27 protein-coding genes and 2 riboswitches are annotated in these 26,051 nt (G+C 46.8%); of the genes, 8 read left to right on the forward strand and 19 right to left on the reverse strand.

The genetic code is table 11. The features are described 5' to 3' along the window. Nucleotides 1-4: 4 nt before the first annotated feature. Genes thiS through AC58QO_RS17660 form a run of 3 tightly spaced genes read right to left on the reverse strand, consistent with a single transcriptional unit; the run spans nucleotide 5 to nucleotide 2,038 of the window. A complete protein-coding gene (gene thiS / locus AC58QO_RS17650; RefSeq protein ID WP_056608183.1) occupies nucleotides 5-208 on the reverse strand; it encodes a sulfur carrier protein ThiS in 204 nt (67 codons plus the stop codon). Beyond that, nucleotides 192-1,418: a glycine oxidase ThiO gene (thiO, locus tag AC58QO_RS17655; protein WP_497267766.1), complete on the reverse strand. Its 1,227-nt coding sequence runs from the start codon at nucleotides 1,416-1,418 to the stop codon at nucleotides 192-194. Before thiO ends, thiS begins: the two co-directional genes overlap by 17 nt. Continuing rightward, nucleotides 1,418-2,038 carry a thiamine phosphate synthase gene (locus AC58QO_RS17660; RefSeq protein ID WP_497267768.1) on the reverse strand — a complete coding sequence of 207 codons (621 nt, stop codon included), beginning with the start codon at nucleotides 2,036-2,038 and terminating at the stop codon, nucleotides 1,418-1,420. The genes thiO and AC58QO_RS17660 overlap by 1 nt, the downstream gene beginning before the upstream one ends. A 144-nt stretch (nucleotides 2,039-2,182) precedes the next feature. After that, nucleotides 2,183-2,281, reverse strand: a riboswitch (TPP riboswitch). A 128-nt stretch (nucleotides 2,282-2,409) separates the two neighbouring features. Between AC58QO_RS17660 and hflK the strand changes: the two genes are divergently transcribed. The 3 genes from hflK to AC58QO_RS17675 all read left to right on the forward strand — a co-directional run bounded on the left by hflK (nucleotide 2,410) and on the right by AC58QO_RS17675 (nucleotide 5,454). Then, complete coding sequence (hflK, locus tag AC58QO_RS17665; protein WP_497267770.1) at nucleotides 2,410-3,420, forward strand: FtsH protease activity modulator HflK; 1,011 nt, start codon at nucleotides 2,410-2,412, stop codon at nucleotides 3,418-3,420. Then, complete coding sequence (hflC, locus tag AC58QO_RS17670) at nucleotides 3,417-4,289, forward strand: protease modulator HflC (protein ID WP_497267772.1); 873 nt, start codon at nucleotides 3,417-3,419, stop codon at nucleotides 4,287-4,289. The genes hflK and hflC overlap by 4 nt, the downstream gene beginning before the upstream one ends. A gap of 181 nt (nucleotides 4,290-4,470) precedes the next feature. Next, entirely contained in the window at nucleotides 4,471-5,454 is a 984-nt protein-coding gene (locus AC58QO_RS17675) for a bile acid:sodium symporter family protein (RefSeq protein ID WP_497267774.1), read from the forward strand. 19 nt (nucleotides 5,455-5,473) lie between these two features. Here the strand turns inward: AC58QO_RS17675 and AC58QO_RS17680 are convergent, their stop codons facing one another. From AC58QO_RS17680 to AC58QO_RS17690, 3 genes are all read right to left on the reverse strand, one after another. Next, complete coding sequence (locus tag AC58QO_RS17680) at nucleotides 5,474-7,003, reverse strand: methyl-accepting chemotaxis protein (protein WP_497267776.1); 1,530 nt, start codon at nucleotides 7,001-7,003, stop codon at nucleotides 5,474-5,476. Between the two features lie 75 nt (nucleotides 7,004-7,078). Next, nucleotides 7,079-7,170: riboswitch (cyclic di-GMP riboswitch) on the reverse strand. 208 nt (nucleotides 7,171-7,378) lie between these two features. Beyond that, the gene (locus AC58QO_RS17685) at nucleotides 7,379-8,017 is read right to left on the reverse strand and encodes an SdpI family protein (RefSeq protein ID WP_497267778.1); all 639 of its coding nucleotides are present in this window, start codon (nucleotides 8,015-8,017) and stop codon (nucleotides 7,379-7,381) included. After that, the gene (locus AC58QO_RS17690) at nucleotides 8,014-8,292 is read right to left on the reverse strand and encodes an autorepressor SdpR family transcription factor (protein ID WP_497267780.1); all 279 of its coding nucleotides are present in this window, start codon (nucleotides 8,290-8,292) and stop codon (nucleotides 8,014-8,016) included. The genes AC58QO_RS17685 and AC58QO_RS17690 overlap by 4 nt, the downstream gene beginning before the upstream one ends. Before the next feature lie 170 nt (nucleotides 8,293-8,462). On the opposite strand from AC58QO_RS17690, the gene AC58QO_RS17695 reads away from it, so the two are divergent. After that, nucleotides 8,463-9,803, forward strand: coding sequence for an MFS transporter (locus AC58QO_RS17695; protein WP_497267782.1), 1,341 nt, complete (start codon nucleotides 8,463-8,465; stop codon nucleotides 9,801-9,803). 78 nt (nucleotides 9,804-9,881) lie between these two features. On the opposite strand, the gene AC58QO_RS17700 is transcribed toward AC58QO_RS17695, so the two are convergent. Then, on the reverse strand, nucleotides 9,882-10,337 hold the full coding sequence (locus AC58QO_RS17700) for a DinB family protein (protein ID WP_497267784.1): 456 nt from the start codon (nucleotides 10,335-10,337) through the stop codon (nucleotides 9,882-9,884). Between the two features lie 129 nt (nucleotides 10,338-10,466). Here AC58QO_RS17700 and AC58QO_RS17705 point away from each other — a divergent pair, with 129 nt between their 5' ends. After that, nucleotides 10,467-12,440: a hypothetical protein gene (locus AC58QO_RS17705; protein ID WP_497267786.1), complete on the forward strand. Its 1,974-nt coding sequence runs from the start codon at nucleotides 10,467-10,469 to the stop codon at nucleotides 12,438-12,440. Between the two features lie 47 nt (nucleotides 12,441-12,487). On the opposite strand, the gene AC58QO_RS17710 is transcribed toward AC58QO_RS17705, so the two are convergent. From AC58QO_RS17710 to AC58QO_RS17735, 6 genes are all read right to left on the reverse strand, one after another. After that, entirely contained in the window at nucleotides 12,488-13,030 is a 543-nt protein-coding gene (locus AC58QO_RS17710) for a GNAT family N-acetyltransferase (protein WP_497267788.1), read from the reverse strand. 30 nt (nucleotides 13,031-13,060) lie between these two features. Beyond that, nucleotides 13,061-14,149 carry a low temperature requirement protein A gene (locus tag AC58QO_RS17715; RefSeq protein ID WP_497268150.1) on the reverse strand — a complete coding sequence of 363 codons (1,089 nt, stop codon included), beginning with the start codon at nucleotides 14,147-14,149 and terminating at the stop codon, nucleotides 13,061-13,063. A gap of 335 nt (nucleotides 14,150-14,484) precedes the next feature. Beyond that, nucleotides 14,485-14,886: a DUF1398 family protein gene (locus AC58QO_RS17720; protein WP_497267790.1), complete on the reverse strand. Its 402-nt coding sequence runs from the start codon at nucleotides 14,884-14,886 to the stop codon at nucleotides 14,485-14,487. 59 nt (nucleotides 14,887-14,945) lie between these two features. Continuing rightward, on the reverse strand, nucleotides 14,946-16,166 hold the full coding sequence (locus AC58QO_RS17725) for an ATP-binding protein (RefSeq protein WP_497267791.1): 1,221 nt from the start codon (nucleotides 16,164-16,166) through the stop codon (nucleotides 14,946-14,948). Between the two features lie 111 nt (nucleotides 16,167-16,277). Next, entirely contained in the window at nucleotides 16,278-16,703 is a 426-nt protein-coding gene (locus AC58QO_RS17730) for a GTP pyrophosphokinase (RefSeq protein WP_497267793.1), read from the reverse strand. A gap of 76 nt (nucleotides 16,704-16,779) precedes the next feature. Beyond that, nucleotides 16,780-17,250 (reverse strand): GNAT family N-acetyltransferase, encoded by a 471-nt coding sequence (locus AC58QO_RS17735; RefSeq protein WP_497267795.1) that lies wholly within the window; start codon nucleotides 17,248-17,250, stop codon nucleotides 16,780-16,782. Between the two features lie 130 nt (nucleotides 17,251-17,380). On the opposite strand from AC58QO_RS17735, the gene AC58QO_RS17740 reads away from it, so the two are divergent. The 3 genes from AC58QO_RS17740 to AC58QO_RS17750 all read left to right on the forward strand — a co-directional run bounded on the left by AC58QO_RS17740 (nucleotide 17,381) and on the right by AC58QO_RS17750 (nucleotide 19,818). Continuing rightward, nucleotides 17,381-18,106: a hypothetical protein gene (locus AC58QO_RS17740; RefSeq protein WP_497267797.1), complete on the forward strand. Its 726-nt coding sequence runs from the start codon at nucleotides 17,381-17,383 to the stop codon at nucleotides 18,104-18,106. Nucleotides 18,107-18,565: 459 nt separating this feature from the next. After that, on the forward strand, nucleotides 18,566-18,886 hold the full coding sequence (locus tag AC58QO_RS17745; RefSeq protein ID WP_497267799.1) for a transposase: 321 nt from the start codon (nucleotides 18,566-18,568) through the stop codon (nucleotides 18,884-18,886). Between the two features lie 35 nt (nucleotides 18,887-18,921). After that, the gene (locus AC58QO_RS17750; protein ID WP_497267801.1) at nucleotides 18,922-19,818 is read left to right on the forward strand and encodes an IS3 family transposase; all 897 of its coding nucleotides are present in this window, start codon (nucleotides 18,922-18,924) and stop codon (nucleotides 19,816-19,818) included. A 412-nt stretch (nucleotides 19,819-20,230) separates the two neighbouring features. Here the strand turns inward: AC58QO_RS17750 and AC58QO_RS17755 are convergent, their stop codons facing one another. The 6 genes from AC58QO_RS17755 to AC58QO_RS17780 all read right to left on the reverse strand — a co-directional run bounded on the left by AC58QO_RS17755 (nucleotide 20,231) and on the right by AC58QO_RS17780 (nucleotide 26,047). Continuing rightward, nucleotides 20,231-20,752, reverse strand: coding sequence for a type III secretion system chaperone family protein (locus tag AC58QO_RS17755; protein ID WP_497267803.1), 522 nt, complete (start codon nucleotides 20,750-20,752; stop codon nucleotides 20,231-20,233). A 14-nt stretch (nucleotides 20,753-20,766) separates the two neighbouring features. Next, the gene (locus tag AC58QO_RS17760) at nucleotides 20,767-22,677 is read right to left on the reverse strand and encodes a hypothetical protein (protein ID WP_497267805.1); all 1,911 of its coding nucleotides are present in this window, start codon (nucleotides 22,675-22,677) and stop codon (nucleotides 20,767-20,769) included. A 44-nt stretch (nucleotides 22,678-22,721) separates the two neighbouring features. Continuing rightward, on the reverse strand, nucleotides 22,722-23,681 hold the full coding sequence (locus tag AC58QO_RS17765) for an eCIS core domain-containing protein (RefSeq protein ID WP_497267807.1): 960 nt from the start codon (nucleotides 23,679-23,681) through the stop codon (nucleotides 22,722-22,724). Between the two features lie 122 nt (nucleotides 23,682-23,803). Next, complete coding sequence (locus tag AC58QO_RS17770; RefSeq protein ID WP_497267809.1) at nucleotides 23,804-25,201, reverse strand: PP2C family protein-serine/threonine phosphatase; 1,398 nt, start codon at nucleotides 25,199-25,201, stop codon at nucleotides 23,804-23,806. 76 nt (nucleotides 25,202-25,277) lie between these two features. Next, the gene (locus tag AC58QO_RS17775) at nucleotides 25,278-25,613 is read right to left on the reverse strand and encodes an STAS domain-containing protein (protein ID WP_497267811.1); all 336 of its coding nucleotides are present in this window, start codon (nucleotides 25,611-25,613) and stop codon (nucleotides 25,278-25,280) included. Continuing rightward, nucleotides 25,610-26,047, reverse strand: a complete 438-nt coding sequence (locus AC58QO_RS17780; RefSeq protein WP_497267812.1) for an ATP-binding protein — start codon at nucleotides 26,045-26,047, stop codon at nucleotides 25,610-25,612. Before AC58QO_RS17780 ends, AC58QO_RS17775 begins: the two co-directional genes overlap by 4 nt. Nucleotides 26,048-26,051: the final 4 nt, after the last annotated feature.

A 26,051-nucleotide genomic window follows, 5' to 3' on the forward strand; every position in this document is an offset into this window, starting at 1 on the left:
GTGTTTATCCTCCTCCAACGAAATGAACGATCTCAATTTTGTGACCTTCTGCAAGCTCGGCTCCAGCGTGATCCTCTTTATGTAAAATGGCTGCGTTATGCTCCACCACGAGCATTTTGTCACTTAAATCGAAGTGAGCGAGCAGCTCCACAACGGTCCGAATCGTATCGGGCACGTCTACTTGTTGACCATTAATGTGTAGTTTCAAATCTAATCAATTCCTTCCCTGTGGCTGAAAATACGTCCTCAACCTGATGACTCACTCGCGTAGTATCTGGCGAAAAATCTGGGCTGAAGGCCTCCAACCAAGGGGCTAACGCTTGTATCCCTTGTTGGCCTACGCCATCTCCGCCTACAATCCAATCCGCCATCACCTTCCCGGTGATCGGACTTAGCAGGATCCCGTTGCGGTAATGCCCGCACGCTGTATACAAGCCTTCCACCGTCGGCACTTTGCCGATGTAAGGCAGTCCGTCGGCAGTCTGCGGGCGCAGCCCCGACCAAGCCTTCTCCCACTCTGCGTCGCCGAGTGCGGGCATCAGCCCCCTCGCGCGTTCCATCAGCTCGGCTATGCCCGAGAGCGACACCTTGCGGTCATAGCTGTTCGGCACGACGGTCGCGCCGACTACCAGCCGTCCGCCGGCTTTCGGAACGATATAGCACCCTGGCGTGAACAGGGTTTTCTTCAAGACAGGCTTCGGCGTCCTAACGGAGAAGCACTCGCCCTTCACGGGATACATCGGCAACTCTATGCCGATGCTCCCAAGCAGCTGACCGCTCCACGTGCCTGCGGCGACGACGACGTGGTCGCTGTAGAGCGGACCGGCGGCCGTCAGCACGCCGATGACGCGCTCCTGCGCGGTCAGCAGCCCTTGCACCTGGGCGAACGGTTGCACGTTCGCCCCAAGCACCCCAGCCGCCTGCGCGAATGCCGCCGCAAGCAGCGGAGCATCTACCTGCCCATCCTCGGGCAGGTAGAGGGCTCCGCGCGTTGCTCCGCTCAGCGCGGGCTCTATGGCCGTGGCTTCAGCAGCGCTGAGCCACTGGGCCTTCTCGCCCGCCGCGTGTTGGAGCTTCTCCCGCGCGCGCAGCTCTAGCTCTTGAACGTCGCTGAGCGCGACGTTCAGCAGCCCCTCACGGACGAGACCGATGTCGATGCCCGTGAGTTCTCGAAGTTCCCCGCTTAGCTCGGGGAACATAGCACGGCTCTTGCGCGCCCATTGGAACAGGGCGCCGGTGTCCTCCATCTCGGACTGCGCGCCGAGCATGCCTGCTGCCGCAGCCGAGGCTTCTGTGCCCAGCTGGCTGCGCTCCAGCAGCGTGACGGTCTGGCCTCTTTTGGCCAAGTAATAGGCGATGGATGCACCAATAACACCACCGCCAACGATGATGACATCTGATCTAGTTGTTGCTGACATTAACTCACCTCTATCTGCCTAAGCTCATCGTGATAGGCTTGAACGGCTCCGAGAGGATCCGCCGCTTCCCATATTCCGCTCATGACTGCGATGCCAGCTGCTCCTGTATCCAGAACAGACCTTACTCTCGCAGGCGTCATTCCGCCAATCGCAATCACCGGAATATTAACGTGATTAACTAAATGTCGTAATGGCTCCAAACCTCTTGGCGGCACTCCCTGCTTCGAGTTTGTCGCAAAAATATGGCCGAACATGACATAGTCGGCTCCTTCTTTTTCACGCCATTTCGCCTCATCTGCCTGATGCACAGAGACTCCGATGCGCTGTATCCCTCGACACAATTCATCTTGAATAACAAGCGATGGCGTCGTGCCTGGAAGCTGAAGCCCCCCTGTCTGTAAGGCTAGCGCAATAGAAGGGAAACCATTGATGTACAGACTTTTAGCTGGAATCCCTTGCTCCAACAAGTACTGTACACCGATAAACACTTCGTCCAAGGACTTCGTTTTCTCACGAATATGAATTGCTGTGACATACGGATGAATCTGTGCCGCAATCTTCGCTATCTCTGACCATGTAATCTTCCCATTGGATACGACATGCAGCTCTTTCTCCGACACCTACAGCCCACTCCTCTCCACCAAATATCACTTGTGCTCATAAGCAAGCAAACCATCCTGACATCGCCGTTAAATATAAAAAAACCACTTTCCTCCGGAAAGTGGTTGTAGGCTGCCTCATCATAAACAGATATTAAATCGGCTCCAAAGCTCGTTCCACTTTCCTCCGCTGGCATAAACCAGATCAGGTTCAAAGGGTTCAGTCTACACTGTCTCAGCCTCACGGCGCCCCTAGGGATTCATTCGTATGCAATTACTCAATATCATAGCATGACAGCCAACACTTGGAAATAACAAATTTCCTATTGAAACCATTTCCAATACTTCTCGTATAGCATATCAGTAAATCTTATATTAAAGGGGTGTTTTCAATGGAACCATTTGTACTGCCTGAACCCGATCGACGAAGACCAACTTCGCTTCCGCCAGGCTTGATGACCAAAATCATAATCGGCCTTATTGTCGTTCTCGTTCTTATCTTTGGTAAGTCCACCTTCTATACGGTGCAGGAGCATGAGAAAGCGGCCATTTTGACATTAGGCAAATATACGACGGAGAAGGAAGCCGGGCTTCACTTTAAACTCCCTTTCCCTATTCAACAAGTCATTGTACTGCCTGCCAAAAAGACACAGCGTATCCAAATCGGCTTCCGTGAAGCCAATGGTAAAATTACACCCGTCGAAGAAGAAGCGATGATGATTACGGGGGATGAAAATATTTTATCCGCTGATGCCGTTGTCGAATGGAATATCAGTGACATGCGTAACTACTTGTACAACATTGATAATGCCGAATTGTTCCTTCGCAATTCCGCGAGTGCAGCGATTCGTTCGGTGATCGGCGCTACAGCGCTCGACTTTGCCATTACAGAAGGAAAAACAGAGGTCCAAGGCAAGGTCAAAGAGCGATTGATTGAGATGCAGACCAAATATCAAACAGGCATCCATATTGTCGATTTGAAGTTCCAAGATATCGAGCCGCCAGCGGGCGATGTGCAAAATGCTTTTAAAGACGTAACGAATGCTCGCGAAGAGAAAAACACGAAGATTAACGTGGCGACGAAATACGAAAACGATATCCTTCCAAGGGAGCGCGGTAACGCTCAGGCTCTTCTTGAGAATGCCGAAGCTCAGAAGAAATCACGGATTTTGAATGCGCAGGGGGATGTAGCGAAGTTTAACGCCCTCTATGCGGAGTATGCGAATAATAAATCAGTCACAGAGAGCAGGCTTATCATCGAGACGTTAGAGAAAATATTGCCGAATGCCAAAATTTTCATCAGCGATAGCACCGGCGAAACGGTTAAATATTTACCAATTAATGAGCTGCTGCGCACACCTGCTGCTGCAACAGGCACGACACAAGGAGGGACTGCGAAATGACCTTACAAGGCAAATGGATTTTTAGATCCATCATTGGTGTCGTTCTCGTCTTTTTCTTCCTGATCTCCATTTTCATCGTCAAAGAAGGGCAATACCGCGTCGTTCTCAAGTTCGGAGAAGCCGTTCGAATTCAAACGGATCCTGGCATTCATTTTAAAATTCCATTCATTGAATCGGTTCGTACGCTTCCCAAATATCAGATGGTGTATGATAGCAAGCCTACTTCCATTTTGACCAAAGATAAAAAGCCGATCGAAGTTGATAACTATACGGTATGGCGGATTGTTGATGCTCAGCAGTTCCTGCGCACGATTCAATCGATCACTGGCGGGGAAGAGCGCATTGATGCCGCTGTGTATAACACCGTTAGACGAAAGTTATCGGAGATCAATTACAGCGATATCATCAGCGAAAACACGCAACGTGGTAACCTCAATGATGAGATTACGAAGGAAGTTTCGGAGTTGATGGAGCGCGATAACTACGGTATCCAAATCGTCGATGTTCGTATCAAACGTACCGATCTGCCGGATTCCAACAAGCAAAGCGTGTACAAACGGATGATTTCTGACCGTCAATCCATTGCGGCGAAGTACTTATCCGAGGGGGATGAGGAGTCCAAGAAAATCACCTCCAAAGCCGACAGACAGGCAAGTGAGTTGATTGCTCAAGCCCAAGCAGATGCGAAGAAAATTGTTGCTGCAGGCGAGCAGGAGGCCGCTCAAATTTATAACACCGCTTACGGCAAGGACCCTGCCTTCTACAATTTCTATCGTACGCTGGATAGTTACTTGGTCTCATTTAAAGGAGAGCCGGTCATCATGCTGCCTATCGATTCTCCTTACACGAAAATTTTACTTGGTAAATAAATTGGTTATCTCTCAGAGCATGTCATCTACGGATGGCATGCTTTTTTATATTCATGTCATTAACCTTCCTCCAATCGACTCTTATCTTATGTTAATTGATCTGCTACAATTGTATGATCATCATCAATTCGGCTTACGTATGCACCCGTTCTGAACTGGTCACGAAAGGATGTTCACCTAGATGCTGCCTCAGTTAAATCGTCAATTAGAAAAGATTTTGCCGCTCATCACACCCATCAGTGTCCTTGTCGGGGTTCTACTCGGGAGCCACTTATCTGGATTCACCTATTTATCACCATGGTTATTTGCCTTCATGACCTTCTCGGGGAGTATCTCCTCCAGCTTTCGGGAGTTCATCAAGGTTGTCGTTCAACCGCTGCCGCTCCTTGCAACTTTATTTATTCTACATGTCGGGATGCCGCTTATCGCGCTCGGTCTCGGACATGCTGCGTATAGTCACGAACCACTGACCATTACGGGACTTATTCTAGCCGCAGCCATTCCAACTGGGATTACTAGCTTTGTGTGGGTGGCGATTTATCGAGGCAATATTGTGCTGACGCTTTCGATTATTCTGATGGATACGATCCTTTCACCTTTCGTCGTGCCGTATACGCTGTCTGTGTTGGTTGGTACCAAAGTTCAGCTAGATACGTTTGCCATGATGAAAGGTCTCTTCTTCATGATCGTCGTTCCTTCACTCATCGGGATGCTGTTGAATCAATGGACGCGGGGGAAAATTAAGGAGCAATGGGGAGGCCGTTTAGGCCCTTTTTCCAAAATATTTATGGGCATCGTTGTCGCGATTAATAGCTCTGTCATTGCACCATATTTGCGGGACTTCAACGCAAAATTGCTCGGATTGGCAGCATTTGTGCTCATCGTAGCCTCGCTGGGCTACATGATCGGCTGGCTTGTCGCTAGATTGTTCCGCTGGGAACAAGATGTCGTGGTCGCCCTTACTTTTAACAGTGGTATGCGTAATATTAGTGCGGGCGCGGTACTCGCTGTAGCTTATTTCCCGCCACCCGTTGCGATTCCTGTTGTGCTTGGCATGCTGTTCCAACAGTCACTAGCTTCCCTCTTCGGCTTTCTGCTGAATCGGAAATATGCGTTGAAAAGCGATACATCCAGCTTACAAGTTAATAGCGTTAAAAACATGTAAATGGGTTGTCGACGACCGTCTATGTCTGGGAGAATGACTGCTCTGTCGTCTTCATAATGTCATTTAATTTATCACTTAGCGCACCTAGTAAATCCGCAAGCTGTGACGTTTTGCAAATGAGTTGATCCTGCTGGTCTGTACGTTTACTTACGGATTTCACGTTCTTCGCTAGCTGTGTAGATAGATGCGAAATTTCCTCCATTGTCACGCTGAATTGCTGTGTGCTTGCGGATACCTGCTGGGATGCTCCTTGAACATCGCGCATTTGTATAGCAATGGAATGGACTGCTTTCAGTATGTGTTCAAAAGCGCGCCCCGCAGCAACGACAGCATCGTTACCATGCTCGAAGGTTACAATCACACGATCCATCGAATCGATGGATGCCTGATTATTGGATTGAACATCCTGAATGAGATCCGCGATCTGTTGGGCAGAGGAGCTCGTTTGTTCGGCTAGCTTACGGACCTCACTGGCCACGATGGTGAAGCCTTTCCCGTGCTCTCCCGCGCGAGCAGCCTCGATGGCTGCATTCAGGGCAAGCAGGTTGGTGCGTGAAGCAATGTCTGTAATCAAATTAACGATTTGATTAATTTCTTCAGAGCGTTCGCCCAGCACTTTGACCTTTTCCGCTGTCGTATGAATTGTGCTGTTCATCGATTGCATTTGGTGAACCGCTAATTGGATCAATTCATTGCCTTTCTCAGCTTCCAGTGCAGCTTGATCAGAGATGTCGGATATACTCGACGAATTTTCTGCGATGAGAGAGGTATCTTTTAACATCTCGGTAACGGCATGTCTGCTGATTTCCACCCCTTGTTCTTGATTGATCGCCGCTTGCTCTACCTTGTGCATGGTTTGAACGACTTCAGAGGTTAAGCGATTCAGTTCGGAGGACTGTGTAGAGAGTCCATGTGAATTCATGCGAACTTCCTGTGACGTATCGGAGAGACGTTCAATAATGTCTTTGACGGTTTGCTGCAGTTTATCGTTTTGTACTACTTCGAAGGCTCGTGTGGTTTTGCGATTCGAGACGATTTGGTAAAGAACTGCACTAATAAATAAAATCACGAACACCAAGTGGATGGCAACCATTGAAAACGCATACACTTTTGTCCCATACACCAGTTCAGGAAAGAACAAATATCCCAATAGGTGCTGCGCTGCAAATAACACGGTACTGATCAATAGCAGCTTAATGTTATCATAATACATAAGAATAGCCAGCACCATGAAGATCGAAAAGTGGTACTCAACCATGCCTTTCCCCCCGGCAATAATAGAGAAACTGCTGAAGGTAAGGGATAACGCGTGAAGGATGGGTATCCAGGCATGATCTTTATTAAATCCATACAAAATAACACTCAGACTGACAAGCGCAATGGGCATCCAAAACAGCCACTGTAGTAGGAATACTGATGCGGGAGAAGGTGCTGTCATTGCTTCATGATGCATAGCCCCTTCTGTAAAGCTCGATAAGCCATGAACAAGTAAAGCCAAGATCAATGTTCCGATAACAATGAATTGCATGACACGTTTTTTTGCTTTCATGACAAGCTTCCCCCTAGATATGTTGATGATTAGAAAAGAAAAAGGACCACCCGAATGAAGGATGATCCTATCGAACTCGGTAACCTGTCAACCGTAGCATACAAAATGAATGCGTTAGGCCATGGCTTTGCGTCTCATTGTTTCCAAATGATTTGCCTTTTCTATGAGGTTAGTATGCTAAATAAGAACCCGCTTATCCGTCCATCTATTACTTAAGACACCTGACTTAAGTCACATTTCCTATTGCTTATTATAGGTAGCAAGCCCATATGTGTACATAGCGATAATTGTAATATTTTGTCGATTTGGTAAAAAAATTGACCGCATGTGAAAAAGACTGCTCAGCGATTCGCTGGCAGCCCGTGTGAATCCTATTTACTTCTTAAGACGATTAAACAATATATAGGAGTAAATGACTGGAATTAAGGAACTGATTGCAATAGCTGCTAGGAAGACGGTGATCGCGACGGAGCTCATTAAGAACGCAGCGATAAAAGCAACAACGCCGCCAATCAACATAAGCGGACCGCCCAACCGATGCGTTTTTCTCCAAACTTCTTCATTGGCAAGTGTCCACGGCGTCCGAATGCCAAACGTATAGTTAGGCTTCACCTGCGTCAAAAAGTTCCCCATAACAGCAAACAGCACGCCTATTAAAATCATGGTGATTTTTTGAAAATCAAAGCTGTATCCCAAATTAAAGCAAATGACTGCCCAACCTACGACAGTTAGAAGAATGGTAACCCCAACCCGCGTCACCTCAAAAGCCATAGGGAATTTCTCGAAATTCGCTTTCTTCGGATCGATGAATCTCATCACCCGTATGAATAGCGGCAGCAAACCCAGCAATACCAGCATGAGTAGCGACATTTCTTTGCTCATCGTTCCGTTCACTTCATTGTTCATGTCAAAATGGCTCGCCATCGTATCCGGAAGACGATTATACAGTACTAAGCCCCCTATCGCCGGGGAAAGGCTAATCACAAGTAATAAAATCTCCTTCCATTTCTTCATGACTGTTCCTCCTCATCTTTTTTGTTAAGGATGTTAAACATCCATCCAATGACGTCTTCAACAACGGTCGTGTGCAGCGTATACATAATATGTTGTCCCTGACGTTCATCCAGTACAAGCCCCGCCTGTTTAAGCAGGTTCAAATGATGCGATATGCTCGGCTTACTAATCTTGAAATGATCAGCTATATCTCCAGCATTCATATTTTTTTCCCGCAACAGCTGTAGAATTTCACGACGAGTCGGGTCTGCTAGCGCTTTAAATGCCTCATTCATATGGCCGATCCTCCTCATTTAGACATTTATCTAAATATATAATTAAGATATTACCTCCATTTTTCCCACCTGTCAATTGGCATGTGCCTTCATCTGTTTTGGCTATTAGACTATGTAGGTTTATAATAAAGAAATCAACGTACTTCTCGCGTCAGACAGGATGGGTCCACATGAATGATAAAATTGTAATGCCCGTTTGGACGATTGGCTTGTTCATTGTTGTTATGAATACGACGATGTTCAACGTTTCCATTCCCAGTATTATTCAAGATCTCAGCATCACGGCGGATCTGGGGTCTTGGGTCATTTCCAGCTATTCTATTGGCTATGCCTTATCTACGGTTATATACAGCAGACTCTCGGATGTGGTACAGATACGTAAACTCCTCACCGTAGGGCTAGTTGTGCTTGGACTTTCTTCGATATTCGGACTGTTCGCAAGGGAGTTCCACACCCTGTTGGCGGCACGTATACTCCAATCCGCAGGCGCAGGGGTGATGGCCGGTCTTGGATTAGTACTCGCCAGCCGGTATATTCCGATTGAACGAAGAGGCTCCGCGATTGCCATGATTTCCGCGGGGAGCGCCATGGCCTTCGGACTCGGCCCAATCGTTGGCGGCTTGATAAGTGAATACTTTGGCTGGAATGGGTTGTTTGCCATTACCTGTCTGGTCTTAGTCATTCTTCCCCTTCTCTTACGCTTACTGCCCAAAGAACAGCCAGTACCGTTCCGATTTGATATGCTAGGGGCGCTATTGACGGTAGTCAATGCCGCGAGCTTGCTACTCGCGGTCACGCAGATTTCCGGCGTATGGCTTGCCATCAGTGCGATTTCCATTGGTGTACACGTTTGGCACCTAAGACGTTCAAGTAACACGTTCATAAACCCCTTATTACTTGCGAATCCAGCGTTTCGTAAGCTTGTAGTCATCGGGTTCTGCATCTTGGTTCTGAACCTTGGGAATCTATTTCTAATGCCACTCGTTCTCGCTAAGGTGTTCAATCAGTCCGCTATGATCATCGGTTTAACGATTGCACCAGGAGCGATTCTGTCCGCGTTCCTAACCCGCTTCGTCGGCCGCTGGATTGATCGGTTCGGCAATCTGCCGTTTCTACTCATCGGCCACGGGGTGTTATCTCTGGTGATGATCGCATTCTCGACGTTGCTTGGTGCTTCACCGCTTGTCGTAATGATCGGTTACCTTTGTTTCTCGCCTGCATTTTCCGCGACAATCGCATCGTTAAATAATGAGACTTCACGCATCCTGCCGAAGCATTTAATTGGCTCTGGCATGGGACTCATACAGCTGATCCAATTTTTTGGAGGATCCATGTCGGTAGCGATATGCGGCATTCTACTTGAGATCCAGCGGAATACGTCGCTCCTACTTTCGTACAAGCATGTTTATGGTTTGTTATTCGTCGTTGGGATTTGTTCACTCGGAATGCTTCTGTGGTACAGGCTCTCAGAGATGCGGGTAGGTATCGAGGATAGCTCAGCAGCCAAATAACAACGGAAACACGTATGAAACAAGGCACCTTTGTTCCCATCTTGGGGTGAAGGTGCCTTGTTTGAGTACGAAACCCGGTTATTTTAATACTTTCAGCATCGAAGCAATCATGCCCTCGTGATTAACCTCATGTACAATACTCGAGAGAATCAGTTCATCGATCGTCTTTGCTTTGAAAAAGTTCTCTTTGACCGGTACAGCCAGCTTATCGTTCAAATTCGCACGAATCCGCTCAGCCTGTTCCTTCAACTGTCCCACAATGACGTCCCAAGCAGGCGGTTCTTCTTTCCAATCCGCTGGTTTAGTGCCATTGCTGAAAAAAACCATATAACTGGCAGGAAGCACTGTCGGTTGCTCAGTAAAACTGAATATAATTCGTTCGCTCACAGTCAGGATATGCCCAATATGCCAATGTATATGATTATTAAAGCCAGCAGGTACAACATCACGCTTATCCGCCGGACATCCTTCAACCAACTTCAATAACCGTCCCCGATGTTTGTCTACCAAGTCGAAAACAAAAGAATCCCTCATCTTTCTCAAGCCTCCTGAATGAATATTAGTTTGATTCACTACTTTATGTCAGCTTAGCACAACTTCTCATCCATTTTATAGTAGAACTTACTAAGTGCTTGAAATCATACGATGAAGGAGTGATACACGATGTGGAAAAAAGTGATATCCTTAGGACTTTGCTGCTTAGGCTTGCAACTCAGTCTATTTGCCTCTTCAGGAAACGCCTATGAATATGCAGATACACCAACGGAAGCCGCGGACGGGATCCATATTCCTACAAAGCTGACCCTACTAGAAGATATCCCCTATTATGTGATACCGAATGCGCTGCTTAATAAAGCGGAGGGAGCTTTCTCCCCCCAGACAGTTGACGTCATCGAAGCTGAAGTTAACTGGACCACATCCCCGAATTGGTGGAAAATACATACCGCTGTCGGTGATCGATGGATCAAAACAGCTCCTTGGCAAATCGAGGCTCCGCCACCCCCTACGATAAGCTTGATGACCGAGACACCGATCTATGCGAAACCTTCTGAAAAGATAGAGCCCTCAGCAGCTCTTTCTCCGCAGGACGTCAGCGTCGTAGACGCAGAAAAAGGATGGTTCAAGCAAGAGAGCACAGATTATAACCCCAAAAAGTGGATCAAAATACACACCACATGGCTTGGTGATCAATGGGTTCATTTGCATCTAGATCAGATTGGCTCTTATAAGCCTTTAGATCAAAAAGTCTATTTCTCGCATGTTTATTATAATCTTGAGCCTCACTTTGATCATCAAACCTATCATGTCGACGGAACCCTTGAGAATGAGTTCCTCCATCAAATTGGCCAATTCCGTTCCGTTTTAGGGAGTTATTATAAGGTTGAAGTCGATGGTGGTACGAAATGGGCACTAGCCAGCGGTCTACGCGTTATTCCTGAGACGAAATCCCTTATACGAGCTCATCCGATCCCACTTTATACATATCCTTCCCCTTATGAAGTGCCGATGCTAGTTCCTGCTGGAAACCTGCATATCTTTGAGAAACTAAGCAAAGAAGCAACGAACGACTCCGTTGGCGAATGGTATCATATCCGAACGGATCAAGGAGAAGGATGGTTTAACCCAACCTTTGCAGAACCAGAGGATGCTGACATAGAAACAGCAACCATTCAGCTGAACAATGTTGTTACGAAGCTATACCGTTATCCAGATACTGATATCTCACTCGAGAATGGGCAGCTTGGACCGCAGTCGATTCATCCGCTATCTGCCTGGACAGCTCCGAATGGCATTCGTTGGTTCCAGATCAATTCCTTCGTAGGTAAGGCTTGGATTCAGCTAGACCCCCGTGAAGATCGTCTTGTTCTGAAAGACCGTGCGTCGGATATGCAAATTAAAGGCGATTCCTCTTATCAAGGGGCACTTTATAGAAAAGATGGCAACTATACTTTCGGTACTGAGACCATTGGATATGACATAGAGGGACAACCTTACTTCAGTAGTACTTTTCTAGCAAACCTGTATCCTTTCAACTTAACAGGTCCAGATGTACAAGGCTGGTGGACATTGACGAACGAAGCAGGTTATTCTTTTCAAATTAAACCTGGCGAGCTTAAGGCTAGAACCTTATGGAAGGGTAACATCGCGAAAATCGTGACACTAGATTCACCACCCGCTTCCTCTGACAAAGAAGGCTCCCCTATGCTAAGTCTAGCCGATATAAGGACATTATTCGGTGCCACCTCAATGGTCTCAAGGGACAACGCGGAAGTGGTGCTCAGCGCACGGCAATATGAAATATCGCCCTTCCAACTGCCTATAATTGCAGACGGGAATCAAGTTCACCTATCTGGTCTTGTGTATGAGACTACCTATACCTATACAAATAACAGTAGCACTACTACCTCTCAAACCTTACAGATAACCGTTGCAGACCAGGATACAGGTGAACCCTTGAACAAGACGAACGCTTCGGCAACAAAATTGCTCTACAATTTGAATAATTATGCAGGTCTATACGACATTTCACTTGATCAGCCGCTTAAGCCGGGAATCAATCATTTGACCGTCAGCTTCAAGGTCGGAGAACGGATCATTTTGCAGCGTGATTGGGATGTTGTCGGTCCTGCACAATAAAAGAAAGAAGCAGGTTGCCTAGGCAACCTGCTTTATTTTTTAACCTTTTAGCCCTGTCGCCACTCACGCTTCAACATACCATACACAATCAGATCGATATAATGATCATATAACCACGCGGCATCACGAATCTGGCCCTCTCTTGTAAACCCTAATTTCTCCGGGATGGCCCGGCTTTTGAAATTGTTTTCCCCACATCGAATTTCCACTCGATTTAGGCCAAGCTCGTTAAATGAATAATCAACAATCCATTGACAAGCCCTTGTCATAATACCATGACCCTGAAAACCTTCCCCTAACCAGTACCCTAAACTGGCACTATGATTAGCCCAATTAATCGGGTGAAATCCGATGCAGCCGGCGAACTCCCCTCTGAACCAAATGCCCGCATTGAAGCCATTATTGGCTGCTTCTTGCGTTTGACAGTGTTGTATAAAAGCTCTTGAATGATCGCTATTCTGAGTCGCGTCCACCCATGGCAACCATTCTCTCAGGTAGTCTCGACAGCTGTTCGTAAGTGCGAATATGGCTTCGGCATCCTTTGGCTCCAGTGATTTAAGGGTGAGGTCACTATCAAATTCTTTGATCATATAATCCTTCCTTCCGTTAGATTAGATTTTTCAAGTCGTTCCCTTTGCATAAACAGCAAAAAATAACATCATTTCTCCGACGATGACGTAATTCGGCATTTCGAACATCAGATCCAACCCAAGAAATGCAGCTATTATGCCAAGAAATAACGCTAAATGGGCTACTTTTAATCGTTGATGTGCATGTCTATACTTATGGAAAACCAGTGATGTTGAGAAAAAGTACAGGAGCACAGAACCAAAAATAAAGCTAAGCATAAATCCATAATTCAACTGCTCCAAGAATAACAGCTGGATCGATGCGGCCATCATGCACAAGGATAAATATATGAATAAATGGCCATAGATGATCGTTTGCCCGGCCGTTTCCAGTGCCTTATTCACTTTCTTCTCTACATTCTCGAAATACTGCCACCATATCGCGATGATGAATAGAAAGGTGATGGAAGCAAACACAATGGATTGCCATGTCCAATCACTCGATTGCAAGACAGCAAGAATGCTAATAACCGATTCACCCAGCAGAATAAGGGTAAATAACGAGAAACGTTCTAATAAGTGATGCGTGTTAATCGGACTTTTCACCAAATATTTACGCCCTATTAATGGGAGCAGGATATCCACCATGATGCCCGCATACAACACCGCGTATCGAATCCACGAGTCAAAGAAAAGGGAGAGCGCGGATATCGCCAGCCCAATCCAAAAGCGGCTGCCTAAATAACGGGCGGTGGAGCGTCGATGTTCTTCCTCTTTGTTATGTACAGCTAGGTATTGAATGGCCGTCATCGCCCGTAAACCTAAGTAGCCAACTAGAAATGGCACAAAATATTGATCAAAATCGACTGACAAGCTAGCCGTCATAATTAAGACGAAAAATAACTGCAGTATTAGAAAAACGCGATGCGAGGTGCTATCCTTACCAAAGCGATTCACAAAAAGGGACTGCCCCACCCAAGCCCACCAGATCGGAATAAAGATAAGGACGAATTTGCTCAAATACTCGAGCGGGATCGTTCCATGATGCACATGCAGCAGGACATGACTCGCTTTGGACACGGCCGCGACAAAAAGCAGATCGTAAAACAACTCGAGCCAAGTCACCTTTTTCTCGACGATTGCCTTGATGTGGTGCAGCCCTGATGGGTGATTATTCATCTTGATGACTCCTTTATGTTAAATACCCTCTTGCTTGGCATTCAACCTATATCTTTCATTCCTCCTAATATCCGTAACAATCTCATCCATTTGTTCAGATCCGTGATGACTAGTATCCAGAACATGTTTAGGATCTAATCCCGCACTCTCAAATTCATCAATGAGAATAAGGCAACGTTCACCCCTAAAAATGCCGTCTCCAAGTATTCGAGATGGAAATGGATAATCCTGTCGCCTCCACCATTCGAAAAAAGCCACGCCCCTTTGAGGACGCAGCTTAGCTACGCATCACACTCCTATTCAAATACAGGAATAGACTCCGTATACGACTCTTCCGGTCTGCCGCTGGTGTATGTAATCTTTCGGCCAGTCATGTCGACGATGTAATACTGTACGCCGGCTTTCGCCATATCCTTGAGGAAATCCGCAAAGGGCGTTAGATGCTTCTGATGATACTGCAGTCCTCTTTTCACTTCATCACCTTGGAAAATATCTGCGATTTCCGACTTCTCGGACATTGAGGAATTCATGTCCTCATATCGATCATCTTGAGCACCCATGTACACCGTGAAATTATCGGCAACTTCTATTCGATATGAGGTCACGCCTGCATCCACTAGCGCTTGAAACGTGCGGGGATAGGGCCACCGTTCTTTTTTAGATACATCACTAATTCGCTTCACTTCTTCAATGTTCATGTTCTGGGCCCCTCTCAATGGCTAGTATACCCAAAAATTACTAGTCCCTATAGTACCCATTATAGTGCCGCCATCAACCGTTGTCGCTCCTCTGAACCTACCAAATGCATCAGGTGCGCAAGCACCTTCTTCTGCTCCGGATTTAATCTAGCAAATACCTTGGGCTCCGCATGGCACAACTCTCGAATCGCAGTTTCCAACGCGTCCCGATGGCTAGCAGCCTCAGGATCACCTGTAAATGCTGGGAACGCCTTAGCTTCAGCAAATTCCTTGATGACCGCATCGGATAATTTACGCAGATAGGGCTGCCTTTTCTCACTAATAAACGTGCCCAGCTCATCCAACAGAAATTGAAAAGCATCGCTTTTCCGACTCGCCCCGAATGTAAACGACTGCTGCCCACTAGCATCCTCACTACTAAAATCAAACTGATCAAACAGCTTGCTCTGAATATAAACGCTATGGTAAAAGGAGTCTCCTTTATTGTTAAACGTTGTTGGCTGTTTATGCTGCTCTTTCTTCTTCGAGTCGATAAAATAGAGCTTCGAATATTCATGATTCATCCGATCAGCCCATCGAATATAAGTGATGCGAAATTTCGTATGCGACATCGGATGCACGGTTGTAAAGGTTTCCTTTTCTGCGATTAAGCTAGCATAATCCAAGGGGACACCATCAATACGTATCGTATACGGCTTGTCCGCGTGTAGTTCCAAGAACCATCCGAATTCTCTGCTCAAAAAGGACATAAAGTCCTCAATCACGAACTCCTTGATGATATTGTTGAACGTGACTGTCGTCCCTCTGTCCTTATCTGTTAAATCCGGCTTCGTTACATGATAGGCATCTAAGCGATTAGCTTGAATGCGAATGTTATACGTGTTTTTTAGTAGAAGACCATCTTCATAGGTGGTTTGCCAGATAGCCTCAGAAGCGAAATGATGGAACGTTAAGCGACCGATCCCATTTTTACCGTGCATGGCTGAGGTCGTTCTGCCCCGTTTATCTGGATCCACGCTCTTCTCCGATTCATAGAAAGGCGTAAACTTTCCCTCTAAATCCTTCAGCTTAATGCCATAGCCGTTATCCGCAATCACAATTTGATCAACGCCGTCTAGTATGTTTTTATGAAGGGTGATGTCTATCGCCGTAGCCTCAGCGTCGAAACCGTTCCAAATGTATTCGGCAATAGCTTGCAAATAATCAAATTTCCGAAGCGCTTTTTCGATACCTTTTGAGGATATTCTTATGTTATTCATGGCGATCAACCCTTTCTTCATTAGTCAGCTCTTGCTCATAAGCTTATCATATGGCATAAAGCTCATTTCGTATGTCGATTGGTGTCCGCTCTATACAAGTGTTTTTCGACAAAAAAACTGACACCTCAGGTGTCAGCTTCCAAATTTCAATTCAGCTATCGCTTTCTTGTATTTATCGATTCTTTCATAGTCTTGACGGGTAGGATGTTCAATTCGACTAAGATCACAGTTATCTTCTAGGTCCAGAAGCTTCACAAACGAGGCTAATGGATTTACTTTGATTCTCTTAACAAATCCCTCATACGATTCATCTGGCCTTCTTGTAAGGCAATCTAGCGCTTCTAGGATAGGTAGACTAAAGCCTTCTTTTTTCAAATCAAATAGGGTAAGATTGGAGTCTTCTACAACATCATGTAAGACAGCAACAATGGATTGTTCTGTCGATTTGGCCCTGCTCGCTAGACGAATCGGATGCAAAATGTAGGGGCTGCCCCCCTTGTCTACCTGACCATCATGTGCCTTAGCCGCTATTAAAATGGCTTTCGTTAATGTGCTCATGGATGTCTCCCTCTCACATTGTTCATGAAATAGCTTTTTCACCATTTATAGCATAACTCCTGGTTTTTGCATATGCCTACAGATCTTTAACCATCCGCCATACAGGATTAGGTTGATCTTCTTCTTTTTCTAAAATGCGAAAGCCGCATTTCTCGTACAAATGCATAGCTCGCAGATTCGTTGGCGCCACTCGTAAATGGTACGATTTTACCGCATATTTCTCAAAAAAATGCTCCGCGTACGCGATTAACTGCCTTCCGTATCCTTTCCCTCGATAAGAAGGAATGAGGTAAAATAAATTCGCATAGCCGATATAGTTTCCCTCATGCAGAACAATTTGGAGCTCCAATTGGCCGATAGGCTGTCCCGCTTCTTCAATCAGCACGAGCCCGTCTGGGAATCGTCTTGCGCGATCGGCGATCCGTCTGACATATTCATCCTCGTCCCCAAAGCCTTCTTCACTGCCGAAGCTCACCACATAGGAATCTTTGCGAAAGGCAATAATCGTTTCTCGATCCTTCTCCACATCAATCGTTCTAAACTCCATTTGACGCCTCCCTCATGGCATTTCGATCAATTAATTTTAAGCTGGCTTTCAGGTTATTTTCTCTATTCTTTCATAATATCATCGTACAATGTGTAGGTGGAATAAAATAATAGGAGTGATACATACAAGTATGAATATGAAAAAACTAGCAGGCTTATGCATCCTGATCCCTATTCTACTAGCTGGCTGCGGGAATCAATCTGACACCCAGACTGCAGCTGCAGGCACTACTCAGCCTAGTCAGCAAACAGAGAAGGCTGCAGGAGATGGTGGGCAGAACAACCAAGCAAATCGTCCCGCAATGGACCCAGCACAGAGACAGCTTTTCAGTACTTTTCAATTGCTGACGATGCTGGATAAGGCCGATGGGCTCTCCATCACGAAAGAGCAAGCACAAGCCATGCTGCCTGTCGCTCAGGATATTGTCGCGAAGAATGAGCTCAGTGATGACAATAAAACCAAGCTGCTGGCTAAGCTGACAGACGCGCAAAAGACCTTCCTCACTGACGCAGAAACACGTATGGCGAATCGCGGTAATGGCGGTAATGGAGGTCCGAATGGACAAGGGAATCCTGGAAGAAATGGACAAGGTCGCAATGGCGGTTCGGGCGATGTTGGCAAAGCTCAGACTCCTGATGCTTCTGCTGTGCCTAAAGCTAATGCGACGGATGGAACAGGGAATGGCCAGCAAGCAGGCGGCCAAAGGCCGAGTGGCAACGGAGGCGGTAATGCCAATGGCGGAGGCCAAAACGGTGGAGGCGGAGGCGGCTTCGGTGGTGGAAATCGCCCTGCTGGCGGACAAATGGGAGATATCGGTAAGCAGTTCATTGAACTGCTGCAAAACAAGGTGAAATAAGTCGAATATTTCCGAGGAAATGAAGAAAACCTCCTCTCGGAAGTCATTCGAGAATGAGCTACCGCTATTCTCCCCCACAAAGTGAAGCTAATCGAAGTAAATCCCGTCCGCCAACGAGTGGTACTTATTCGGCGTCTAAACTTCCCTAATTAGTTTGGATGAGTAATTAGACATTACTTTGTGGGGAACCCCAAGTATCGGTAACTCATACATGCTTATATGACGTGAAGCTGCGTGATGTAACTTGCATGAGACAACCTCCAGGCTGCAAACGGCAACCAGCATACTCACCATCTACTGAGAAATGCAAAAGTGCAAATTTTCTCTATCAAACACACGATTTCACCAAAAATTGATGCAAAAAGGCATCAATTTTTGTGTTTTCTCCTAGGCCCCCTAATGAAACTGGAGTCTTCCTACCCATTTTATTAAAATAGGGATAGAGGGAGATGATCCGGTATGGGAAAAAGGTTGAAACCAGAAGAACGTCTTAAAATCGTTAAAGAAGCATTGGCTGGAGTTAAGGTTGGGGTGCTAGCTCGTATGTACGACATTCACCCAGAAACCATCCGCGAGTGGATTAGGGAGCACCGCGACTCCATTCCACAAGAAGAAATACCTATGGCAGATGAGCATTTGCAAGAACTTCAACGACTACAAGAAGTCGAAGAGCGCTATCAAACGGCCTGTAAGGTGCTTGGTGAAAAGGAACTAGAAATCGAGATGTTACGTGAGCTACTAAAAAAGAAGAACCCCGCTTATCTGAAAAATTTGAAGTAGCAGACCTATTTATTAAGCGGGGAACAATAGTTGCAATGGTTCTGCGCATACTTGGATTATCTGAATCCACCTACTATGACCGAAAAAAGCGAGCTGCACAGCCGGAGCCAAAACGCCCGACAGTTGCCGTAAAGGGGCGCCCTGTGCCTGGTTACTCGCATACGGAAACAGGTAATACGGTTAGTGACGAACAAATCAAAGAGTGGCTTCTAGAACTCCTTGAAGGCGAAGAACATGTCTACGGCTATAAACTTCTAGCACAATGTGTGCGCAACCAACATGGCGTAAGACTGAACAAAAAGAAGTCGTATCGCTTGTGTAAAGAACTAGGTATCCTTCAAAAACAACGCAAACGGATCCAAACGCATCCTCGCAGATTAGCGAAAAACAGATCCATAACAGGGCCTAACCAGCTCTGGCAAATGGATATTAAGTATGGCTATGTCATTGGACAGGAACGTTTCTTTTATGTGCTCAGTATTATTGATGTGTTTGACCGTGTCGTCGTTGGGCAATACAAAGGCCGGGTATGTGAAGCGAAACACGCTGTCCAAACATTGGGGAACGCGTTACAGAGTCGTACAACGGCTAACGAGAAGTTACCAGTCGTTCGGACAGATAACGGGCCTCAATTCGTTAGCAAGTTATTTCAAGAAACATGTGAGAGCCTAAGTCTAGTTCATGAACGCATACCGCCACGAACTCCGAACATGAATGCATTCATCGAGTCGTTTCATAGCCTACTAGAACGCGATCTATTCAGTCAAAGAGATTTCATGACCTTTGATGAAGCGTACAAGGAGCTCGATGAATATATGGACTTTTACAACAATCGTAAGATGCACGGTAGTTTGAAATTAATGCCACCAAAGAAGTTTTCAGAATGGGTAAAGACGCTCGAAGATTCTTCAGCATTTCATAATTCAATGTAAACGCTCGAAATAAAGAGCATTTCTAAGAATGCGCAATCACTGTAGGCTAAGACTCCGGATTAAGGGGGTCGGACCGTTTTCTGCTCTGTTTAGACATCTCCGCCCCCAAAAGATGCCTTTTTGCATTTATTTAAAACTTTGAAGTGAACTCCTCTGAAAAGGATGCTCTTTTGCATTTTTTCCATATGTGAACCGAACGCTTACCCCAAAAACTTATATATTCTGATATTTTCAAGAAAGAACTGAGGCATATGTCCTCAGTTCTTTCTATTGCTGTCATTGTCCGATTCATCGTAATAGCGTATAAATTCATCTATACAAAACGGCACTTCTTTCAAGGGTTTGCTAGATAATTGAAAAGACCTCCAAAACCACAATATGTGGGTTGGGAAGTCTTCTTCGCTGTTCAATGCTATGATCTTAACGCCTGAATGACCTGCTCGGCATTCGCTTCACCGCTGGCAACCTGCTCAATGTGCTCTGCAAACATATCACACATATATACGAACAGGGTAAGGACTTCCAATACTTCATCACTATCGAACGTTCGTGAAGCTGATATACTGTACACATAGCGATAGTGGATCTCGCCTTCCTCATTCACTCCAAAGTGACCTATTGGCAGGCGTGTATTAATTTCTAATAAAAGCGCGGCTACACCTTCTCGAGCACCTGCTTGAAGATGAAACGGCAGAGTACTGTAGATTTGCAGTAGTTGAATCGCAACAATGTCCTCATCATTCAACGGTAAAAAGCTAAAGTGGAGGAAGCGATCGCGCCCTTTACTATCCTCTTGAAATCCTGCCATGAGAACATGCAGTGGAATAGCTTCGGATTTCTCTAATAAATTCGTGGCAAGCTCTGCCTCATCCAAAACCTCTTTCAATTGCCCTAATTGCGCCAAATGACGCGCATGTGCAAGCTCTGTCAACATGTCTGTTCAATCTCCTATTCTCTCTTGCCCATCGCTTCAACAATGGCGCTTTTCAGCTTAGCTGGATCACTCTCGAACTTATACAAGGCTTGAATGCTGATACCAGCTGCCTCTACAAAGCTTTCAACTTGTTTGTAACGTGTGACTACTGCTGCATCCGTTTCGTTGTATACAGGGAGCTTCATGAACATATCGAAAATAAGATCTGTGTCGTGAGCTCGTTTTTCAAGCTTTTTCTCGGTCGATTTATCTGCATTGAAGACCGCTTTAGTAATACCCCAAGCGCCTGCCTTCGATGCGCGATCACGTCCTGCTTGCTTCAAGGATCTGGCAATTGGCATCGCTACGCCGATACCTGTGGCAACGATTTTGAGCGGAGTTCCTACTTGAGCTCCTACCCCTGTTAGCGTTGCAATATCTGCCGCAATTTTCGTGAGTTCGAGCCCGATTTGAATAGCGCCACGGTCTGTTCGTTTCACGTTAATTTTTTTCATTTCTTTGGCTAGCTCGTATTGGGCGATTTCATCCAGTTGTTTATTTGCTGCTGCAACTTTAATAGGATCTCCGGATGCAATATCTGCTTGCAGTTGCTGCTTTTTCGTAGCTAGCTTCGCTTTGTCTACACCCGCATTTCGTGTATACCAGCGTTTTTCTTTGAGAATATCGGCATGCTCCGCTTTGCCTTTAAAATCTCGCTTCATCGTGGTCATCGCACTGCGATTTAAGCCGGCTTTGATCACATCAACCGTTTTGATCGCAATTTTCACACCGCTGACGGCGATACTTACGCCAGGGATTACGGCTGTTAAGCTAGCTGTACTGGTCTCCATGATATCCATGATGCCTTTCGCCACTTTGATACCAGATTGTGCAGCCTGAATGGCATTGCTAATGACCTCAATAGTCCCTCTGGCTTTCTCGCCTTTATCCAGACCGCCATTTTCGGAGTGCTTACTGTACATATCGTAAATGGCTTTAACGGCCATAATCGTATTTTTGACAGCGGAGATCGCTTCCGCCACTGTGCCCGTATAATCACTGACGGAGGAAGAACCACCGACCCCTTTGTCATGCCCCGTTGATTTGGCAGCTTTATCTACAAGCCCAGCCGAACCGCTGACCATTTTACCGCTCGACTCGATCATGGACGATCCTGTGCCTGCATATTGCCAACGTTTGTTATGACCCGTTCGGTTGGCATCACCAGATACATTGAGTGTCTCTCTGATCGCGCTCATGATTTGGAAAGGCCCGCTCACGATATCAGCGGTTGAGGCAACTGCCCCCATGGTGGCTGACTGCTGCGCTGTGCCGGCATCCTTCGTTTTGTCGTAGGACTCTTTCAAATCATCCGAGCGTTTGCCGAAGCTGTCACTGAATGTGGAAGAGACACCTGAGGCCATGTCTACATTGTCCTTGGTATCGTCTCCTGTAGGATGCAAAGTAGAGGCGGAAGGGATCACTGGAGCTACCAAAGTGGGTGCGGGTGTTTGTACAGTGCCTGTTTGTGTTGGAGTCAAGGTTGTTGGGGCTGGTGTCTGAGTCGTCCCCTGCGGTGCTATTACCGTAGTTGGCGCAGGTGTAGATGCCACAGGCTGTGGCGGTGCTCCAGTCCCTGACCTGCGGCGGTGGAAAGCCACCGTCGGTGCCACGGTAGGCGCTACGGTAGGCGCTACGGTAGGCGTAGGCGCTGACGTCTGCGACGCCACCGGCACAGTTTGCGTCCCCGGAACGTTACGCTGAATGAGCTGATTCGCGTAAGCCTGCGTAGCGCGATTACCCACCGTGCGCTGCATCTGCATGAAAATATTTGTCCCTGGTGGGACTTGTGCTGCAGCAGTACTTGGCTGAGCCATTGGTGACTGCTGTGCATGTTGATGCGAGGTGCTCGGCTTTTTGGTAAGGGCCTGTCTTCCTTGTGGCATCCGTACATATCTCCTTTATGGCATCGAATCACGCATTAGCTACTCTACTTGCCGCCTCGTTGTTGCACAACATGGGTCAATTCGTGACCAAGTAGTTCCTGCCCCTCACGCGTATCTGGGTTATAACGGCCTTCTCGGAAAAACACATCATTCCCCGTTGCAAATGCTTCTGCACCTAAGGATCGGTTAATCTTGGATGACTCCGAATCATTATGTATATTTACGTTGCTAAAATCGGTTTTGAACGCCGACTCCATCTTCGCTTGAATGCTGGCATCCATTTTGCTGCCGCTGCCTTGCTTCGCTTTGATCTGCGACTCAATCCCCGCATCCGCTTCAAAGCCGCCTTCCGATGATGACTTCATCTGCAGTTCCTCTTCCTCCGACTCGCCACCTTCCGAACGTTGAATCGATTCTGTCGATGGCTTCATCTGCAGTTCCTCTTCCTCCGACTCGCCGCCCTCTGAGCGCTGAATCGATTCCGATGATGACTTCATCTGCAGTTCCTCTTCCTCCGACTCGCCGCCTTCTGAACGCTGAATCGATTCCGATGATGGCTTCATCTGCAGCTCCTCTTCCTCCGACTCGCCGCCTTCTGAACGCTGAATCGATTCCGATGATGGCTTCATCTGCAGCTCCTCTTCCTCCGATTCGCCACCTTCTGAGCGCTGAATCGATTCCGATGATGGCTTCATCTGCAGTTCCTCTTCCTCCGATTCGCCGCCTTCTGAACGCTGTACATCAGGCTTAGATGATGCACTGCTCTCCGCTGCGATATGGTCAGCCGCCGCTTTCCCCATTTGATCCGCTTCTTGCTCATAGGAATCACCAGCCGGGCCCACTGTCATTTTTGTCTGAATTGTCAACATATTCCCCATAGCGCGATTGCCGATAGCTCGTTGAATATTCATCAAATCGGATGATACCGGTGTATTCGGTTTGTTGCTGATTTTATTCGTATGCAAAGAAGAATCTGGTTGCCGGTTAATATGGGATTTTTGCATGGCATAACCCTCCTAGCGAGCTTTTAATGAAAGCATTCATTCCTGATTTGCACATCTACACTGTCGTCCCTGCGTGTAAGTAGTCTGTCTATTTACTATATCACAACGCTATGAAGCGGAGTTTACAATTTAATAGGAACCCGTTCCACGATAAGCACGGCAATATCATCGGATTGCACAGCGCCATCTGCGAATAAATCCACATCCAGCACCATCTGACCAAGTAATTTCGCAGGCTCACTCGCTTGTTCCCTCACTAATACATCCTTGAGACGGGCAAAGCCATATTGAGCTTGAAGTTGGTCCTCTGCCTCCGTTATCCCATCCGTGTACACAACTATACGATCTCCTAGACCTAACATAGCCTCATTATCCATATAAAGCATATCGTCCATGACGCCAAGCGGGAGGCCTTTTTTACCTTTCAAAAGCTCCACTTCACCGCTTGCTCTCACAATGTAAGGAGGACAATGACCGCCATCACTATATAACAGCTGACCTGTAACCACATTCAAAACCCCACAAAAAATCGTCGCAAACATCGTCGAATCATCCTTGTAGAGCTCTTGATTGACGGCCGTCAGCAGATCGCCTGGCGTCAATTCGGCGGACATCTTTCCTTTGAGCAATGTCATCGTCACCGCCATAAATAAGGCAGCAGGAATCCCTTTGTCGGAGACATCACCAAGCACGAAGAATAGGCGATCCTCATCGATGCGAAAATAATCATAGAAATCGCCGCCAACTTCACGCGCCGGTCGAATAATTGCCTGCGCATTCGCCTGGGTAATAGCAGGCTCGCTTTGCAGACTTAAGCTCTTCCGAGGTAGAAACCCCATCTGAATGTCTGTTGCGATGCGCAGTTCACTTTCCATGCGTTCCTTAGCTGCCGTCGTTACTTTCAAGGCATGTATCGACTTCTCTAGCGCGTCGTATAGCATTGCATTCTCTAAAGCCGCTGCCGTTGGAGAAGCAATCGATTCCAATAACTGCAGGTCTCGATCCGTGAACGGTGCCTCGCCTCGTTTGTTCAAAACCTGCAGCACGCCAATGATTTTCCCTTTGCTGACAAGCGGTACACAGAGCATATTGCGAGTTGGATAATCGACACGTTTGGCGACTTTCGACGACCAGCGTTCATCGCCGGCAGCATCATCAATTTTGACCGACTTCCCTGTCTGCGCGACCCAGCCTGCAATGCCTTCGCCGATCTTGAGGCGGATCTCACGCACTTCATCCCCTTTGGCACCGAGCGCGAGGTCGAAAAACAATTCACCCTTCTCCTCATCGACTAAAATGACAGAAGAAGCCTCTGCATGCATGATCCGGGATGAGGTTTCCATGATTCTGACAAGCAGGTCCTGTTTGCGAATGGTCGAGTTCACTTCCAAACTCACATCAAAAAGCTGCATCGTCCGCCGAAGCTCCAGCTCTGCTGCTTGACGCTTTCGATTGCCAAGCTGCCACTGGATGACTGCCACAATACAGAGGATTACAAGTACGCCCGCTACAACGTCCATCCAGTTCAGCTCCTTTTATCCCATTATTTAACCAGGTTAACTAACCCAATCCTATCGAATGCTTGCAAAAATAAAATTATTTAACCGCATGAACAGCTTCATCCTCAGTCTCATATAGCTTGAAAATACTGCTAAAGCCCGACATATCGAAAACTTCCTTCACATGCTCATTCATGCGAGCCAGAGCTAGCTTGCCCTGAATCACCTTGACCATTTTGGCAGCGGATAGCAAGCTTCTAAGCCCTGCACTGCTGACATAATCCAGTCCCTGCAGATTAAACACAAACTTGCCATTGCCCTGCTCAACCAGCTTAGCAAAAGCAGATTCCAAGCTTGCCGACGTATTGCCGTCCAACCTGCCCTGTAGACTTACTACCATGATGTCACCTTGTTGCTGCTCAGAAATGTTCATGAAACACCCTCCTCTTGGATACGATTTTTCTTCATTAGAAGCACGTTCTCCTCATTCAAGCGCTCATAGCGCAGTTCATCCATAACTTGCCTGACAAAATGGATACCCAGCCCGCCGATACCGCGCTCATCGATGCCCAAGTCGGTGCGTGGGCTGGATTTTAACAGTGGATTAAATGGAATGCCGCGATCGGTCAGACAAAGCTCCCAACCTTCTGCCGCTTGCCCCACCTCAAGCCGAATCGTATGCAGACCTGTTTCCTCTGCTGGGTAGCCATACAGAATAATGTTCGTTACAAGCTCATCGCAGACCAAGTTGATTTGAAACAGAGACTTCTCATCTATGCTGAGGGTCTCTGACAAGCCCTGAATAAAGGTCGCTAGACGTTCTAGCTCTTGTAAATCGTTGCTCAATACGATGGACTCTATAGCCACTACG

The organism is Paenibacillus sp. J31R30 (genome assembly GCF_059692115.1).